Source organism: Nocardioides sp. cx-169 (genome assembly GCF_021083605.1).
GTDB lineage: Bacteria > Actinomycetota > Actinomycetes > Propionibacteriales > Nocardioidaceae > Nocardioides.
In genome coordinates, this window is record NZ_JAJNRO010000002.1 from 39047 (window position 1) to 53502 (window position 14456).

Consider the following 14456-nt stretch of genomic DNA (forward strand, 5'->3'; position numbering starts at 1 on the left):
TGCCGGGTGGCCTTTGGGGGGAACCATCCGGCACCGGCGTCTTTCGTGGCCCCGCGTCGCCACCGTCGCCTAAGCGTCCTAGTGTGGCGTGTGCCACCCATCAGCGTCTGTCCCCAGGAGTGAGAAGTGAGCGAAGAGACCCTGTCGAACCTGTCGCGTGAGGACCGCTCCTTCGGGCCCCCCGCAGAGCTCGCTGAGACGGCCAACGTCGGCGCGGAGGCCTACGAGCGGGCCACCGCAGACGCCGAGGCCTTCTGGGCGGCGGCCGCCGAGCGCCTCGACTGGAGCCAGAAGTGGGACCGCGTCCTCGACTGGGACAACCCGCCGTTCGCCAAGTGGTTCACCGGCGGCACGCTCAACGTCGCGCACAACTGCGTCGACCGGCACGTCGAGGCCGGCAACGGCGAGCGGGTCGCCCTGCACTGGGTCGGCGAGCCCGCCGACGACACGCGCACGATCACCTACGCCGATCTGCAGGCAGAGGTGTCGAAGGCCGCCAACGCGCTGCTGGAGCTGGGCGTCGAGACCGGCGACCGCGTCGCCATCTACATGCCGATGCTGCCCGAGACCGTGGTCGCGATGCTGGCGTGCGCCCGGATCGGCGCGCCCCACACCGTGGTGTTCGGCGGCTTCTCCTCCGACGCCCTCTCCTCGCGCCTGGTCGACTGCGGGGCGAAGGTCGTCATCACGGCCGACGGCGGCTACCGGCGCGGCAAGGCGTCCGCGCTCAAGCCGGCCGTCGACGAGGCCCGCGCGAAGGCCTCCGGCCACGGCTTCGACGTCGAGCACGTGCTCGTCGTACGGCGCACCGGTCAGGAGGTCGACTGGGACGACCAGGTCGACGTGTGGTGGCACGACGCCGTCGACGGCGCGTCCGCCGAGCACCAGGCCCAGCCCTTCGACGCCGAGCACCCGCTCTACGTCATGTACACCTCCGGCACGACCGGCAAGCCCAAGGGCATCCTGCACACGACCGGCGGCTACCTCACCGGGACGTCGTACACGCACCACGCGGTGTTCGACCTCAAGCCCGAGACCGACGTCTACTGGTGCACCGCCGACGTCGGTTGGGTGACCGGCCACTCCTACATGGTCTACGGGCCGCTCGCCAACGGCGCGACCCAGGTGATGTACGAGGGCACGCCCGACTCCCCGCACAAGGGCCGCTGGTGGGAGATCATCCAGCAGTACGGCGTCACGATCTTCTACACGGCCCCCACGGCCATCCGGACCTTCATGAAGCAGGGCCGCGAGATCCCCGACGGGTTCGACCTGTCCTCGCTGCGGCTGCTGGGCTCGGTGGGTGAGTCGATCAACCCCGAGGCCTACATGTGGTACCGCGAGGTCATCGGCGGCGAGCGCTGCCCGATCGTCGACACCTGGTGGCAGACCGAGACCGGCCAGATCATGATCTCCCCGCTGCCCGGCGTCACCGCGGGCAAGCCGGGCTCGGCGATGACCCCATTGCCGGGCATCTCCGTCGACGTGGTCAACGACGCCGGGGAGTCGGTGCCCGACGGCGCCGGCGGCTACCTCGTCGTCAAGGAGCCGTGGCCGGCCATGCTGCGCACGCTGTGGGGCGACGACGAGCGCTTCAAGGAGACCTACTGGTCCCGCTTCCGCAAGCAGGGCTTCTACTTCGCCGGCGACGGTGCGAAGAAGGACGACGACGGCGACATCTGGCTGCTCGGGCGCGTCGACGACGTCATGAACGTCTCGGGCCACCGCCTGTCCACCACCGAGATCGAGTCGGCCCTGGTCTCCCACCCCAAGGTGGCCGAGGCCGCCGTGGTCGGCGCCGCCGACGAGACGACGGGCCAGGCGGTCTGCGCGTTCGTCATCCTGCGCGACTCCGCCGGCGACGGCGGCGAGGACATCGTCGAGGAGCTGCGCCGCCACGTGCAGAAGGAGATCGGCGCCATCGCCAAGCCACGTCAGATCATGGTCGTCCCCGAGCTGCCCAAGACCCGCTCGGGCAAGATCATGCGGCGCCTGCTCAAGGACGTCGCGGAGCACCGCGAGGTCGGTGACGTCACCACCCTCGCCGACTCCACGGTCATGGACCTGATCTCGCAGAAGGAGGGCTCGGGCTCCGGCGACGAGGGCTGATCGCACCGCGTAGGCTGGTCGAGGAGCGCCGGGAAGTCTGGTCGGCAACAGATTCGTCGACCCCAGGAGCACGCCCATGGCCCAGTCACCGCAGCGCCCGCGCCTGTTCGCGCGGGGGTCCTTCCTCGAGCACTCCCGTGCGGCGCAGATCCTGCGCGCCGAGACGACGGGCGGGCTGCTGCTCATCGTGGCGGCGGCCGCGGCGATCGTGTGGGCCAACACCCCGTGGGCCGACGTGTACGAGTCGCTGCGCGACACGCGCCTGGGCCCCTCGTCGCTGCACCTCGACCTGACGGTCGGCGCCTGGGCGGCCGACGGGCTGCTGGCGATCTTCTTCTTCGTGGTCGGCCTGGAGCTCAAGCGCGAGTTCGTGGCCGGCGACCTGCGCGACCCGCGGCGCGCCGCCGTACCGATCGCCGCCGCGGTGGGCGGCATGGCCGCGCCGGCGTTGATCTTCGTGATGTGGAACCTCGGCGACGACGGCGGGCTCAGCGGGTGGGCGATCCCCACGGCGACCGACATCGCCTTCGCGGTGGCCGTGCTGGCGGTGATCAGCACGCACCTGCCCAGCGGTCTGCGGACCTTCTTGCTGACGCTGGCGGTCGTGGACGACCTGCTGGCCATCACGATCATCGCGATCTTCTACACCAGCGACCTGGATCTGCTGTTCCTGGCGCTGGCGGTCCTCCCGATCGGCCTGTTCGCGGTGCTGGTCCAGAAGCGGGTGCGCTCGGGGTGGCTGCTGGTCCCGCTCGCCCTGGTCGCCTGGGTGCTGGTCCACGAGTCCGGCATCCACGCCACCGTCGCCGGCGTGCTGCTCGGGTTCACCGTGCCGGTGCTGCGCCGCAACCCCGACGAGGACGGCCCCGGGCTCGCCGAGCACTTCGAGCACCTGATCCGGCCGCTGTCGGCGGGGGTGGCCGTGCCCTTGTTCGCCTTCTTCGCGGCCGGGGTGAGCGTCGGCGGGCTGGACGGGCTGGCCGACTCGCTGCGCGACCCGGTCGCGCTCGGGATCGTGTGCGGCCTCGTGGTGGGCAAGACCGTGGGGATCATGGGCGCCACCTGGCTGCTGGCGACGTTCACCCACGCCGACCTCGACGAGGATCTGCGCTGGGTCGACGTCCTGGGACTGGCGATGCTCGCCGGGATCGGCTTCACGGTGAGCCTGCTGATCGGCGAGCTGGCGTTCGGCCAGGGCAGCGCGCGCGAGGACCACGTCAAGGTCGGGGTGCTGGTCGGCTCGCTGACGGCCGCGCTGCTGGCCTCCGTCGTGCTGCGGCTGCGCAACCGCGCCTACCGGCGGATCGCCGAGATCGAGACCCGCGACGACGACCGCGACGGCGTCCCCGACGTGTTCGGCGAGCACGGCCAGGAGCCCCACCCCTCCTGACGCGGCGCGCGCGCGGCCGGGTTCGGTAGGGTCGGGCTCACACTTCGAGACCAGAGGAACGCCGAATGTCACCTGAACCGGTCAAGGCGCCCGCCGACGGCGATCCCACCATCGGACGCCTCGTCGTCGACGCCAGCCGCGACATCTCATCGCTGGTGTCGAAGGAGATCCAGCTCGCCAAGTCCGAGCTCAAGGTGAGCGTCAAGGCCGGTGGCATCGGCATCGGCCTCTTCGCCGCAGCCGGCTTCCTCGCCGTACTCGCGATCATCATGCTCTCGGTCGCGATCGCCTACCTGATCCACTGGAACGGCTCGGGCCTGGACCTGCACTGGGCGTTCCTGATCGTCTTCGCGTTCTACGTCGTCCTCGCCGGGCTGCTGGTCGTCGTCGGCGTGCGCAAGGTCAAGCAGGTCCGGGCGCCGGAGAAGGCGATCGCCCAGGGCAAGGAGATCCCCCGCGCCCTCAAGGGCCAGAAGTAGCACCGACCCCGTCACCAGCTGCAGGACCCCACCGCTGACCCGTCAGAGACTCTCTGACGGGTCAGCGTGGTTGGGGGCCGGGGGCGCGGATCAGCCGGCGCACTCGCCGGTCGACTCCGTCTCGGTGTTGGTCCGACCGACCGCGGCGCTCTCGGCGACCTGGGCGGCGGTGAGGGCGTAGCCGGTGTCCTTGTCGGTCACGGAGGCGGCGAACACCACGCCTGCCACGTCGCCCTTCGAGGTGACGATCGGTCCGCCCGAGTTGCCCGGGCGCACCAGCCCGCGCAACGAGAAGACCTGCCGGATGACGGTGCCGTCGCCGTAGATGTTGGGCGAGCGCAGCTTCTGGTCGTCGCGGATGCGGCCGGGCTGGACGTCGAAGGGCCCGTCCTGCGGGTACCCCAGGATCGCGACGCCGTCACCGGGCTTGGACTGCGCGAAGCGCAGCACGGGGATCTGGTCGGACTCGAAGGCGAGGACCGCGATGTCGAGGTCGGCGTTGTACTCCACGACGTCGGCGTCGACCGAGGAGTCGCCGACGACGACCTCGGGGTCCTCGACGCCGGCCACGACGTGGGCGTTGGTCATCAGCCGGTCGGGGGCGTAGAGGAAGCCGCTGCCCTCGACGCCGCGACCGCAGCTGTTGGTGCCGAGCACCTTGAGCACGCTCTCCTGGGCGGCGAGCACGTCCGGGTCGTTGAGCAGCCGCCTCGGGCCCGGGCCCACCTCGACGATGCGCTCCGGGGCGAACGGCTCGAGGTAGTCGGGGAAGAAGCTGGTGCCGACCACGTCGTTGAAGGACTGCAGCACCCCCGATGCGGCCTGCGGCAGCGCCCGGTCGACCGCGGAGAGCACCGAGGAGCTGCGCACCAGCGGCGTGACCGAGCCGATGCGCGACCCGGAGACGGCCACGCCCAGCGCCCAGGCCACCAGGAGCACGGCGAGCGCGCTCAGCGCGGCGCCGCCCACGGCGTCGAGCGCGCGCATCGGCTGCCAGGTGATCCGGTCGCGCACCTTCGCGCCGGCGTACTGGAAGGAGGCCTGTCCCAAGGACGCGCACAGGATGACGATGAACAGCGCCCCCAAGGACACCATCAGCGCCGGGTCGACGTCACCGAGCAGGACCGGCGCCAGCCAGATCCCGAGCAGGCCGCCCAGCAGCAGGCCCGTGGTCGCGAACGCGCCGGTGACGAAGCCCTGCCAGTAGCCCGAGAGCGCGTAGGCCAGGACCAGCAGCACCAGCAGCCAGTCGAGCCCGTTCACGTGCGGTCCTGGAAGCGGGTGTTGGGCTGGACGCGGGGACCCTCGGTCTCAGGCTCCCACAGCATGTAGGACGGGAGCTCGTGCTCCGGCGGCTTGTCCTCGGTCGGGACGTTCCAGCCCAGGAACTCGAAGAGCCGGGAGATGATCCCGGCCGTGAACCCCCACAGGATGACGTCCTTGTCGTCGCCGATGAGGAACGCGGGGCCCACGAAGCCGCTGGGGTGGCGCACCGCGATCCGGTGGTCCGGCTGGACCAGCTCGCGCAGGGGCACGCGGTAGATCGCGTGGACCTCGTCGGGCGAGACCACCGACACGGGGCTGGGCTCGCGCCACCACGCCAGCAGGGGGGTGACGGCGAAGTTGCTGGGGGGCAGCCACAGCTCGGGGAGCTCCGCGAAGATGTGCGCGCCGGCGGGGTCGAGGCCGGTCTCCTCCTGCGCCTCGCGCAGCGCGGCCTCGCGGGGGGTCTCCCCCGGGTCGATCGTCCCGCCCGGGAACGACACCTGGCCGGGGTGCGAGCGCATGTGGTGGGCCCGCTCGGTCAGCAGCAGGTCCGGCCCCGCCGGGCCTTCGCCGAACAGCATCAGCACCGCGCCGCGGCGGGGCTCGGAGTCCTCCGGCGGCATGAACCGGGTCAGCTCGTGGACCGTGATGGTGCGCGCGCCCTCGGCGACCGGCCGCAGCCAGTCGGGAAGCTCGGTGCTCACAGGTCCACGTCCAGGTGCTCCTCGACCAGGTCGAGCAGCTCGTCGTAGCTCTCGATCCTCTCGGCCTCGCGGTAGGTCACCTTGCCGTCGGCGTCGACCATCCACAAGGTCGGCAGGTACCCGATGCGCGGGTTGGGCGGCTCACCGGTCTCGCCCTGGGGGTCGGCGAGCACGTCGAAGGTCACACCGGTGTCCTCGACCAGCTCGACCGCCTTGTCCGTCTGAGGGTCCGACCAGTTGAGACCGAGCACCCGGACCTCGTCGCCGTGCTCCTGGGAGAGGCGCTCGAACAGCGGCAGCTCCTTGCGGCAGGGTCCGCAGTAGTTGGCGAACAGCGGCACCACGAGCGGGCCGCGCAGCGAGGCCACGTCGACCTGACCGTCGCCCTGGAGCTCGCCCAAGGTCACGTCGGGCAGGACGTCGCGCGACAGCTCCTTCTCGGCGCCCTCCTTGGTGCAGCCCGTGAGGGCCAGGGCCAGGACGAGCGCGAGTGCGAGCGCGAGCCGCTTCATGCGGGCCCCTGGGTCTTCACCAGCAGCGCCGCGGCCACCGGGTCGGTGGGCCCTTCGCCGTACGACGGGCACATGCGGGCCACGGGGCAGGCGCCGCACGCCGGCTTCTTGGCGTGGCAGACGCGGCGGCCGTGCCAGATCAGGTGGTGGCTGAGCATCGTCCAGTCGGACTTGGGGAACAGCGCACCGATCGCGTGCTCGACCTTGACCGGGTCGGTCTCCTCGGTCCAGCCGAAGCGGCGGACCAGGCGCCCGAAGTGGGTGTCGACGGTGATCCCGGGGACGCCGAAGGCGTTGCCGAGCACCACGTTGGCGGTCTTGCGGCCCACACCCGGGAGCGTGACCAGGTCCTCGAGCCGGCCCGGCACCTGCCCGTCGTAGCGCTCGACGAGGACCGCGCTCAGCTTGAGCAGCGACTCGGTCTTGGCGCGGAAGAAGCCGAGCGGGCCGAGGATCTGCTCGAGGTGCTCGCGCGGCGCCGCGGCCATCGCGACCGGATCGGGATAGGCGGCGAAGAGAGTCGGCCGGACGGCGTTCACCCGGCGGTCGGTTGTCTGAGCGCTCAGGACGGTCACGACCAGGAGCTCGAAGGCGTTGTCGAAGTCCAGCTCGCAGCGGGCGTCGGGGTAGGTCTCGGCCAGCACGCGGTTGATGCGACGAGCGCGCCGGACCAGGCCGGTGTGGGTCTCGGGCGCTGGCACGCGCACAGCCTACGGCGCGCCTCGGACGAGCCCGGAAATGGCGATGACGTGCGGACCGGGATGGGTTCGGTTTCTCTGTGACATCGCCCACGGATAGGATCACGCCTGACACGACAACAGGAGGATCCGTGGACAACGACGTACTCCGTCAAGCCCCGCTGTTCAGCGCGCTCGACGATGAGGCCGCGACGGCGCTGCGTGCCTCCATGTCCGAGGCGCGGCTGCGCCGCGGCGACGTGCTCTTCCATGAGGGAGACTCCGGCGACAAGCTCTACATCGTGCTCGACGGCAAGGTGAAGCTCGGCCGCTCCTCCTCCGACGGCCGCGAGAACCTGCTCGCGATCCTGGGTCCCGGCCAGATGTTCGGCGAGCTCTCGCTCTTCGACCCCGGCCCGCGCTCGGCCACGGTCACGGCCGTCACCGACGCGACGTTCGCCTCGCTGTCCCACGAGGACCTCCTGCGCTGGCTCGAGGGCCGCCCGGTCGTCGCCCGAGGCCTGCTCACCCAGCTCGCCGGCCGCCTGCGCAAGGCCAACGACGTCGTCGCCGACCTGGTCTTCTCCGACGTCCCCGGCCGGGTCGCCAAGGCGTTGCTCGACCTCGCCGACCGGTTCGGCCGCACCGCCGACGACGGCGTGCACGTCCACCACGACCTCACCCAGGAGGAGCTCGCCCAGCTGGTCGGCGCCTCCCGCGAGACCGTCAACAAGGCCCTCGCCGACTTCGCCGCTCGCGGCTGGTTGCGCCTCGAGCCCCGCTCGGTCGTCATCATGGACGTGGAGCGGCTCGCGCGGCGCGCTCGCTGACGTCGAACTGAGGCGGACGAGTTTCACCGGGTACCCGGTGTTTCACCGGGTACGCGGTGAAACTCGCGCGCGACAGACCCCCGAAACCCCCCTCGTCCGCGTCGTCAGGGGTGGAAGGGGGTCAGAGGTGAGCCGACAGCACGACTTCGACGCGTTCGTCGTCGCGCGCACCCCTGCCCTGTCGCGTACGGCGTACCTCCTCACCGGGGACGCCTACCTCGCGGAGGACCTCGTGCAGACAGCGCTCTTCAAGGCGGCCAAGGCCTGGCACCGGATCGAGGGTGACCCCGAGCCGTACGTGCGGCGCATCCTCTACACCCAGAACGTCTCCTGGTGGCGCCAGCGCCGCCTCCAGGAGACCGCGCTCGGCGGGTACGACGCCGCGGCCCCGGCCCGCGACCAGGACCTGCGGCTGAGCCTGGAGCAGGCGCTGGCCCGGCTCACGACGCGCCAGCGCACAGTGCTGGTCCTGCGCTACTTCGAGGACCTCACCGAGGTGCAGACGGCCCACGCGCTCGGCATCGGCGCGGGCACCGTCAAGTCCATCGGACGCCAGGCGCTGGGGCGGCTGCGCACGCTCGCGCCGGAGCTCGCCGAGCTGATCGGGGAGGCGTCATGAGCATCGACCGTCTCCGCGAGGAGCTCGCCCGCATCGGCGACGACGCGCCCGTCGCGCAGGTGCCACGCGACACCTGGGTGCGCGCCGCGCGCGCCCGCACCCGCGAGCGGGTCCTGGGGGCCGCCGCAGCGGTGGCGGCCGTCGCCCTGGTCGCCGGGCTCGTCTCCTGGCTGCCGCAGCGAGACGCCACCCCCGTGGCCTCGGGGCCGGCGGGCGCCGCCGTGCCCGACCGGATCCACGCGGTGCCCGCCCGCCTGGCCGAGCGCGGGGGCGAGGACGAGTCGTGGACGAGCGACCTGGTGGAGACCGACGTCGCCGTCGGCCGCGCGGCCGCGGCCTACGTGATGAAGGAGGGTCTCCCCGTCGTCATCGGCGCCGAGGACGGCGCCTACCACCTGCTCGACCTGCCCGGCTTCGTCGGCAACGACGCGTTCATGAGCACCGCCGCCACCGCGCCGGGCCTCGCCCTGTCCCCGGATGGCCGGAGCCTCGCCTACGCCTGGGCGACCATCGGACCGGAGGCCGCCACCCGACGGATCCCGAGCGGCATCCGGGTGCTGGACCTCGAGACCGGAGACGTGCGCGAGGTGCCGCTCAGCGGCGGCGAGGGCGTGCTGGCCACCTGGATCGGGTGGTCGCCCTCGGGCGAGTGGCTGGTGTGGAGAGGAGCGCGGCTGGCCTCCTGGACGGCGGCCTCCCTGGGCGGCAGCACCGAGGTCGGCGGCCGGATCGCACCCGGAGCGACGAGCTCCGAGCCGGTCTCGGTGCCGCGGGGCAACGCCCTGCTCTCCTGGGCGGTCGGCGACGACGGCCGCGTGGTCGTGGTCGGCGACAGCCGGATGCTCGAGCTGCCGCCGGATGCGGCCGAGCCGTCCTGGGTGCCGCTCCAGGTCGGAGCGACGTTCACCCAGTACGCCGAGCTGCGCGGCCAGGTGGTCCTGGACGTCCGGGTCCGGATGGAGGCGGACGGCTACGTCGTCTTCCGCCATGGAGGAGAGCCGGCCCGGCAGCCGCTGCCCCCGGAGGTCGCCGGAGGGGACCTCGTGCCGCTGCGCTGGATCGACGGGGCGCACCTCCTGGCGCGGGCCGGAGACGGCGGGGACCTCACCAACGAGCCGACGCGCGAGACCGACCTCGTGCTGCTCGGGGTCGGCGACGAGCAGTCCTACGAGGCGGTGGGGTGGGTCGACGCCGACGTCCCGGCGTTGAGCGTGGCCACCGACCTCGTCAGCCTCGAGCAGCCGACCGTCGAGCGCCCCGAGCCGGACTGGCCGTGGTCGCAGACCCGCGTCTCGATCACCATCGGCGTGGGCGTCGCCGCGGCGATCGCGCTCGTGCTGGCGTTACGGCTGGGCTGGCGGCGCGCTCAGGCGCGCTGGGCGAGGTAGGCGAGCTGCGCCCGGACCGACCACTCGGCGGCGCCCCAGAGGGACTCGTCGACGTCGCGGTAGACGACCTCGACGACCCGGCGCGGCAGCTCGTCGTCCTCGGCGGACTCCGGGGTCAGGGTGGCGCCGAGCGCGGCGAGGGCGTCCTCGACCTGACCGAGGCGATCACGGCGGTGGGCGGCGTAGAAGTCGAGGACTCCGCCGGCCTCGTCGAGCACCGGCCCGTGTGCGGGCCACAGCGTCTCGACCTCGCCCGAGGAGACCAGCGCGCGCATCCGCTCCAGCGAGTCGAAGTACGGCCCGAGCTGGCCGTCGGGGTAGGCCACGACCGTCGTGCCGCGACCGAGCACCATGTCGCCGGTCAGCAGCGTCCGCTCCGCGGGGAGCAGCAGCGAGATCGAGTCGGCCGTGTGACCGGGGGTGGCCACCACCCGCAGCCGCAGGCCGTCGACGTCGATCGGCTCGTCGTCGGTCACCGGGTCCGCGGAGAAACAGTAGTCCGGGTCGAGGGCCCGCACCGCGCAGCTCTTGCGACGGGCCAGCTCCTGGGCGACCTCGGAGTGGTCGAAGTGGTGGTGGGTCAGCAGGATCAGCCCCACCTCGCCGGTGGCCTCGTCGAGGAGGTCGAGGTGACCGTCCTCGACCGGGCCCGGGTCCACGACGACCGACATCGACGCGCCCGGCTCCCGCAGCACCCAGGTGTTGGTGCCGTCGAGGGTCATCATCCCGGGGTTGGGGGCCAGCAGGCAGCGGCCGCGCTCGCCGAAGCTCCCGCCGGTCCAGGCCGGGGCGCTCATCGCCGCCGCTCCGCCACCAGCGGGCGCAGCCGGTCGGGCATCGAGAGGGTGAAGCCCCCGCCCAGCGGCTCGACCGACGGCGTGAACATCTCGAGCGTGCGCCCCTGGGCCACCGCCAGCACCTCGTCGGGCTCGCTGTGCTGCCCGATCTCCAGGCAGGTGAGGTACGTCGGCGGCAGCATCGCCAGCTCGCCCCGGTCGGCCTCGTCGGCCGCGACCCGGGCGGGCGCCCAGTGGACCGAGGAGGACTCCGTCGACACGTCGCGGGTCAGCTGCCCCTCGGGCAGGGTCGCGACGAAGAACCAGGTGCGGTAGCGCTTGGGCTCGAAGACGGGGGTCAGCCAGGCGTCCCACGCGCCGAGCAGGTCGGTGCGCAGCACCAGCCCGCGCCGGGTCAGGAAGTCGGTCATGGCCAGCTCGCGCGACTCCAGGGCGTGCCGGTCGGACTCCCACTCGTCCCCGGTCGTGTCGGCGACGACGTTGGTGTCCGACGTGCCGGCCAGCAGGACGCCGGACTCCTCGAAGGTCTCGCGCACCGCGGCGCAGACCAGCGCCCGCGCGGTGTCCTCGTTGGTGCCGAGCCGGGCGGCCCACTCGCCCGGCGACGGCCCGGCCCACGCGACGGTCGCGTCGAAGTCGCGCTTGTCCACGCCGCCGCCGGGGAAGACGCACATGCCGCCCGCGAACTCCATGGAGACCTGGCGGCGCAGGAGGTAGACCTCCGGGCCGTCGGCGGCCGGGCGCATCAGCACCACGGTGGCGGCGTTGCGCGGCTCGGCGGGCTCGCGGGCGCCGGCCTCGAACTCGCGGGCGACCTCGACCAGGTGGTCGGGCAGCGGCACCGGCGGCAGCGGAATCCGCACGCGCCTCAGACCTCGACGAGGAGCTCGACCTCGACCGGGGAGTCGAGGGGCAGGACGGCGACGCCCACGGCCGACCGCGCGTGGACGCCGGCGTCGCCGAAGACCTCGCCGAGGAGCTCCGAGACCCCGTTGGCGACGCCGGGCTGGCCGGTGAAGTCCGGGGTCGAGGCGACGAAGACCACGACCTTGACGATCCGCTTGACCGCCGACAGCTCGCCCACCTCGGCCTTGATCGCGGCGACGGCGTTGAGCGCGCACTGCCGCGCGCAGCCGTAGGCCTCCTCGGCCGACACCTCGCCCCCGACCTTGCCGGTCAGCATCAGCTCGCCGTAGCGCATCGGCAGCTGGCCGGAGGTGAAGACGTGGTCGTCGCTGCGTACGGCGGGCACGTAGGCCGCCACGGGCTTGGCGACCTCGGGCACGACCAGGCCGAGCTCCGACAGGCGCTCCTCGGGGGTGCTCACGGCTCAGCCCTCCAGCGGGCGCTTGAAGTAGCCGACGAGGTTCTCCGGGCTCATGCCCGGCGCGACCTGCACCAGCTCCCACCCGTCGGCCCCGAAGTTGTCCAGGATCTGCTTGGCCGCATGCGTGAGGATCGGCGCGGTCAGGTACTCCCATTTGGTCATGGCTCGCACCCTACTCGTGGCTGACGCGCGCCCGACCGGCTCATCCCGCGGGCTGACGCGCGCGGCCCTTGTCAGCATGGACTGACACCTGGGCCGGCTGCCCGGACGGGTTTCCTCACCAGCCGTCTGGTCTCCTGGACGCATGACGCTCAAGCTCGCCGTCCTCGGGGACTCGATCGCGTGGGGCCACGGCGCGGCCCGCGAGCGGGACCGCCTGGCCCCTCGGCTGGTCGAGGGACTCCTCGTCCATGGCGTCGAGGCCACCGCGCAGGTCTTCGCGGTGCCCGGCGCCCGCAGCCGGGACCTGGCCGCCCAGGTCGACGCGTGCGTCCCTGGGGGGCCGGACCTGGTGGTCCTGGTGATCGGCGCCAACGACCTCACCCACCTCGAGCCGCTGGACGGCGCGGTCCAGGCGCTCACGCTCGCCGTACGCCGGCTGCGTGCGGCCGGCGCCGAGGTCGTGGTCGCCCCCGCCCCGGACCTCAGCGCCGTGCCGCACGTGCCGGTGTTCCTCCGCGAGGCCGTCCGCGCCGCCGGCGACGAGCTGCGCACCAGCCAGGCCGCCGCGGTCCGCGCCGAGCAGGGACACGTCGCGGACGAGGACCAGCGCGCCTCCCGCGCCTTCGCCACCGACACCGGTCTCTTCTCCCCCGACCGCTTCCACCCCTCCAGCGCGGGCTACCGGGTCATCGCCGACTCCCTCCTGCCCGCGGTCCTCCAGGCGGCCCGGGCGACCCGGACGGCCTGAGCCGCACCCGCGGCGACGCGGGAGACTCGGGGCATGGTAGTCCTCAAGTCCCTGCTGCTCTTCGCCCTCGCCGCCGTCGCCGAGATCGGCGGCGCCTGGCTGGTGTGGCAGGGCGTGCGCGAGCACCGCGGCTGGGTCTGGGCCGGGGCGGGCGTCATCGCCCTGGGCATCTACGGCTTCGTCGCGACGCTGCAGCCCGACGCCCACTTCGGGCGCATCCTCGCGGCGTACGGCGGGGTCTTCGTCGCGGGCTCGCTCGCCTGGGGCATGGCGTTCGACGGCTTCCGGCCGGACCGCTACGACCTCGCCGGCGCCGCGATCTGCCTGGTCGGCGTCGCGGTGATCATGTACGCCCCGCGCTCGGCCTGAGCGCTACCGGGCGTCGCGGGCGGCCACGGCGGCAGCCCAGCGCCCGTTGGCCTTCGCGACGTCGACGGCGGCCCGGCCGGCGGGATGCATGCGGCCCTCGGCGTCGAGGCGCTCGACGCGCTCGAGATTGCTGACCGACCAGTTGCTGCGCGGCCCGCGGGGGGTCATGCGCAGGAAGGTGCCGCCGGCCTCGCGGCGTCGGCCCTGGCCGTCGATCCAGCCGAAGCAGACCGCCTCCTGGACCGCCTCCTCGTAGCTCAGCTCCGTGACGGTGTCGCCCTTCTTGCGCAGCACCAGCCACACGCCGGGGGCGTCGTCGTGGTGCTCCTGCAGCCAGGCGCGCCAGCCGGCCGCGTCGGGGACGAGCAGCTCGGCGAGCTCCGCCTTCGCGCTCACGAGTCCCCCACGAACGCGCAGAACTCGTTGCCCTCGGGGTCGGCGAGCACCGTCCACGAGGTGTCGTCGTCGGGCTCGCGCAGCACCCGCGCACCGTCGCCGGCCAGCAGCGCGACGTCCGGGGTGTCGACGTCCCAGTGGATGCGGTTCTTGACCGTCTTGGGCTCCGGCACCCGCACGAAGACCAGGCTCTCGAACGGCGCGCCCGGCACCGGCACGCTCACCCAGCCCTCACCCGGGTCGCCCTCCACGTGCGAGCCCAGCACGTCGGCCCACCAGGTGCCGACGCGCTCGGGGTCGGCGCTGTCGACGCCGAGCTCGTAGAGCCGCTCGGACGGGACGACCTCCCGCTCGAAGACGCAGAGCTCCCCGCCCTCGGGGTCGCGCAGCACCTTCCACGGGAACGACTCGAGGTCGAGCGGGGTGGCGCCGGCCGCAAGGACGTCGGCCACCGACGCCGCGTGCACGTCCAGGTGCACGCGCTGCTTGACCGAGACCGGCTCCGGCACCGGGTTGATCCACACGCGGTGCCGCTCGGTCGGTCCCGTCAGCTGCACCAGGCCGTCCTGGCGCGGCTCGCGGAGCTCGCGGGCGAGCACCTCGGACCAGAAGCGCCCGAGACGCAGCGTGTCCACCGCGTCGATGCACAGGTCCTTGTACGTCGCAGCGCTCATGACCCAGGC

At 72.8% G+C, this 14456-nt stretch carries 18 protein-coding genes; 8 read left to right on the top strand and 10 right to left on the bottom strand.

The window, feature by feature from the left end; genetic code table 11:
- The first annotated feature begins 126 nt into the window (after positions 1 to 126).
- The 3 genes from acs to LRP67_RS01355 all read left to right on the top strand — a co-directional run bounded on the left by acs (position 127) and on the right by LRP67_RS01355 (position 3978).
- Positions 127 to 2109, top strand: a complete 1983-nt coding sequence (gene acs / locus LRP67_RS01345; protein WP_231268334.1) for an acetate--CoA ligase — start codon at positions 127 to 129, stop codon at positions 2107 to 2109.
- 76 nt (positions 2110 to 2185) lie between these two features.
- A complete protein-coding gene (gene nhaA, locus LRP67_RS01350) occupies positions 2186 to 3499 on the top strand; it encodes a Na+/H+ antiporter NhaA (protein ID WP_231268335.1) in 1314 nt (437 codons plus the stop codon).
- Positions 3500 to 3564: 65 nt separating this feature from the next.
- A complete protein-coding gene (locus LRP67_RS01355) occupies positions 3565 to 3978 on the top strand; it encodes a phage holin family protein (protein WP_231268336.1) in 414 nt (137 codons plus the stop codon).
- Between the two features lie 90 nt (positions 3979 to 4068).
- On the opposite strand, the gene LRP67_RS01360 is transcribed toward LRP67_RS01355, so the two are convergent.
- Genes LRP67_RS01360 through nth form a run of 4 tightly spaced genes read right to left on the bottom strand, consistent with a single transcriptional unit; the run spans position 4069 to position 7161 of the window.
- Positions 4069 to 5241, bottom strand: a complete 1173-nt coding sequence (locus tag LRP67_RS01360; protein WP_231268337.1) for a MarP family serine protease — start codon at positions 5239 to 5241, stop codon at positions 4069 to 4071.
- Complete coding sequence (locus LRP67_RS01365) at positions 5238 to 5948, bottom strand: CoA pyrophosphatase (RefSeq protein ID WP_231268338.1); 711 nt, start codon at positions 5946 to 5948, stop codon at positions 5238 to 5240. The genes LRP67_RS01360 and LRP67_RS01365 overlap by 4 nt, the downstream gene beginning before the upstream one ends.
- Positions 5945 to 6460: a TlpA disulfide reductase family protein gene (locus LRP67_RS01370; protein ID WP_231268339.1), complete on the bottom strand. Its 516-nt coding sequence runs from the start codon at positions 6458 to 6460 to the stop codon at positions 5945 to 5947. Before LRP67_RS01370 ends, LRP67_RS01365 begins: the two co-directional genes overlap by 4 nt.
- The gene (gene nth / locus LRP67_RS01375; RefSeq protein WP_231268340.1) at positions 6457 to 7161 is read right to left on the bottom strand and encodes an endonuclease III; all 705 of its coding nucleotides are present in this window, start codon (positions 7159 to 7161) and stop codon (positions 6457 to 6459) included. The genes LRP67_RS01370 and nth overlap by 4 nt, the downstream gene beginning before the upstream one ends.
- Positions 7162 to 7289: 128 nt before the next feature.
- Here nth and LRP67_RS01380 point away from each other — a divergent pair, with 128 nt between their 5' ends.
- The 3 genes from LRP67_RS01380 to LRP67_RS01390 all read left to right on the top strand — a co-directional run bounded on the left by LRP67_RS01380 (position 7290) and on the right by LRP67_RS01390 (position 9974).
- Entirely contained in the window at positions 7290 to 7967 is a 678-nt protein-coding gene (locus LRP67_RS01380; RefSeq protein WP_231240913.1) for a Crp/Fnr family transcriptional regulator, read from the top strand.
- Between the two features lie 127 nt (positions 7968 to 8094).
- The gene (locus tag LRP67_RS01385; RefSeq protein ID WP_231268341.1) at positions 8095 to 8586 is read left to right on the top strand and encodes a SigE family RNA polymerase sigma factor; all 492 of its coding nucleotides are present in this window, start codon (positions 8095 to 8097) and stop codon (positions 8584 to 8586) included.
- Positions 8583 to 9974 carry a hypothetical protein gene (locus LRP67_RS01390; RefSeq protein WP_231268342.1) on the top strand — a complete coding sequence of 464 codons (1392 nt, stop codon included), beginning with the start codon at positions 8583 to 8585 and terminating at the stop codon, positions 9972 to 9974. The genes LRP67_RS01385 and LRP67_RS01390 overlap by 4 nt, the downstream gene beginning before the upstream one ends.
- Here LRP67_RS01390 and LRP67_RS01395 read toward each other — a convergent pair.
- Genes LRP67_RS01395 through LRP67_RS01410 form a run of 4 tightly spaced genes read right to left on the bottom strand, consistent with a single transcriptional unit; the run spans position 9953 to position 12260 of the window.
- Entirely contained in the window at positions 9953 to 10771 is an 819-nt protein-coding gene (locus LRP67_RS01395; RefSeq protein ID WP_231268343.1) for an MBL fold metallo-hydrolase, read from the bottom strand. The two genes, LRP67_RS01390 and LRP67_RS01395, sit on opposite strands and share 22 nt — an antisense overlap.
- Positions 10768 to 11634 (bottom strand): NUDIX hydrolase, encoded by an 867-nt coding sequence (locus LRP67_RS01400; RefSeq protein WP_231268344.1) that lies wholly within the window; start codon positions 11632 to 11634, stop codon positions 10768 to 10770. Before LRP67_RS01400 ends, LRP67_RS01395 begins: the two co-directional genes overlap by 4 nt.
- Positions 11635 to 11639: 5 nt before the next feature.
- Positions 11640 to 12098 (bottom strand): RidA family protein, encoded by a 459-nt coding sequence (locus LRP67_RS01405; protein WP_231268345.1) that lies wholly within the window; start codon positions 12096 to 12098, stop codon positions 11640 to 11642.
- Positions 12099 to 12101: 3 nt separating this feature from the next.
- The gene (locus tag LRP67_RS01410; RefSeq protein WP_231268346.1) at positions 12102 to 12260 is read right to left on the bottom strand and encodes a DUF4177 domain-containing protein; all 159 of its coding nucleotides are present in this window, start codon (positions 12258 to 12260) and stop codon (positions 12102 to 12104) included.
- 142 nt (positions 12261 to 12402) lie between these two features.
- Here LRP67_RS01410 and LRP67_RS01415 point away from each other — a divergent pair, with 142 nt between their 5' ends.
- The gene (locus LRP67_RS01415; RefSeq protein WP_231268347.1) at positions 12403 to 13008 is read left to right on the top strand and encodes an SGNH/GDSL hydrolase family protein; all 606 of its coding nucleotides are present in this window, start codon (positions 12403 to 12405) and stop codon (positions 13006 to 13008) included.
- 33 nt (positions 13009 to 13041) lie between these two features.
- Positions 13042 to 13377, top strand: a complete 336-nt coding sequence (locus LRP67_RS01420) for a YnfA family protein (protein WP_231268348.1) — start codon at positions 13042 to 13044, stop codon at positions 13375 to 13377.
- A 3-nt stretch (positions 13378 to 13380) separates the two neighbouring features.
- On the opposite strand, the gene LRP67_RS01425 is transcribed toward LRP67_RS01420, so the two are convergent.
- On the bottom strand, positions 13381 to 13773 hold the full coding sequence (locus LRP67_RS01425; RefSeq protein ID WP_231268349.1) for a YdeI family protein: 393 nt from the start codon (positions 13771 to 13773) through the stop codon (positions 13381 to 13383).
- Positions 13770 to 14447 carry a VOC family protein gene (locus tag LRP67_RS01430; protein ID WP_231268350.1) on the bottom strand — a complete coding sequence of 226 codons (678 nt, stop codon included), beginning with the start codon at positions 14445 to 14447 and terminating at the stop codon, positions 13770 to 13772. The genes LRP67_RS01425 and LRP67_RS01430 overlap by 4 nt, the downstream gene beginning before the upstream one ends.
- Between the last annotated feature and the right edge of the window lie 9 nt (positions 14448 to 14456).